The 1,584-nt window shown below is 69.3% G+C and carries 1 pseudogene; it reads right to left on the minus strand.

Annotation, left to right across the window (positions count from 1 at the left end):
- Nucleotides 1-1,561: pseudogene (locus tag G3N97_RS38605) on the minus strand (hypothetical protein); the annotation flags it as partial.
- Between the last annotated feature and the right edge of the window lie 23 nt (nucleotides 1,562-1,584).

Below are 1,584 nucleotides of genomic sequence, written 5' to 3' on the forward strand. Positions count from 1 at the left end.
TTGCGGGCGGCGCGATGTCGATCGACGGGACGAACGGCGCGGGCGGCTCCGGCGCGAACACCAGCGGCGCGGCTTCCCACGGCGGGATATCCGCGAACGGCGCCGGGATCGGCGCGATGTACGGCGCGTCGGCGAGCGCGGGCAGCGGCGGGATGACCGGCGCTGCCGGTGCTTCAACGTGCTGCGGCGCGCTGACTTGCGCGCTGTCCGACTGCGCAATCGTGGACGAAGCGATGGGCTCTGCCTTCGCCTTCGCCTCTACCTCCGCCGCGAAAGCCGGAACGGGTGCGGGCGCCGGTTCGGTTTCCGGCAGATGCTCGGGCTGTGTTGTGGGCGTAACCGGCGCTGCGGGCGCTTCGACGGCTTCGCTCACGTGCGATGCCGGTGCGGTTTCCGCGCTGACGACGTGCGTTTCGATGGTTTCAGCGTCGGCGTTCGCTTCTTCGTCTGCCGGTTCCACGAAACGCGCCAGCGCTGCCGCGAACGATTGCGCGAACGCGTCGGCGGGCGCAAGCGAGTTGGTTGCGTGTGCAACGGCCTGTTCCGCTTGCTGCGCGACGGGTTCTTCTTCTGCGATGTCGTGTGCAGTCGCGTGAACCTCGTCGTCCGCAGGCCATGCTTCGGCGATGGGTTCGACGATGGGCTCGACCTCAGGCGTGTGCGCGGCTTCCGGCGCGAGACGCGGGAAGTGCATGACGCTATCGGCTTCGTTCGTGGCTTCCTGCGTGGCTTCGACCGGCGGCGCGGTTTCGGGCTGCGCTTCGGCTTCCGGTTCGTCGTCGTCGAGCAGGACCCAGGGCATGCCGTTATCGAACGTCGGCCAGACCGTGGAAGTTGACGTGGAGGCGGGCGTTTCCGTGGCGATTGCTTCGGCCTTCGCCTCTTCCTTCACCGGTTCCGCGTGTTCCGCCTCGACGTGCTGCGTGTGGAACGCGTCGCTGCTGACTTCGGCGTGGGCGGCGGGCGCAACGAAATTCGGCAGCGCGATCGCTTCGTCGTCGTGGCTGTCGTGTGCGTGGTCGTGCTCGTCGGCGATCAGGAACGACGGCAGCGTTTCGTCTTGCGATTCGGTCGTGCCGACGTGATCGGCCTGCGTGCCCTCGGTGAGGGCGATCTGCGGCGCGGCGAGCGGGAAGTGCGCGCGCGTTTCGTCTTCGACGGCGTGCTCAGCGTCGGATGCGAAGGCTTCTGCCGTATCGATCTCGACAGGCGCGGCAACCGGTGCGATGGTTTCTTCAGCCGCTTCGACAGCGTGCGCCGGAATCGTCTCGACCGCCTCGGCGGCGGGGTAGGGCGCGTCGTGCGCGACATCGACATCCGCCGTGACCGGCGTTTCGTCATCGGATTGATTGCGGCGCGCGAGGCTTGCGCCCGCGAGCGAGGTCCAGCGCGCGGCGTTCTCCTCGATCGAGCGCAGCGTTTCGAGCACGCTCGTCGAGAGCGGCGCTTGCGGCGCGGGCTGCGTCGCCGTGGCGGGACGCGAGTAGGCGGGCGTCACGGCGTTGGCGTCGGCGATCGGCGCGCTGACGGGAGCGCCGATGCGCGCGCCGCCCTGCGTCATGCCCTGGCTCGTGGCCAGCGGGC

Source organism: Paraburkholderia sp. Ac-20347 (assembly GCF_017104805.1).
Taxonomy (GTDB): domain Bacteria; phylum Pseudomonadota; class Gammaproteobacteria; order Burkholderiales; family Burkholderiaceae; genus Paraburkholderia; species Paraburkholderia tropica.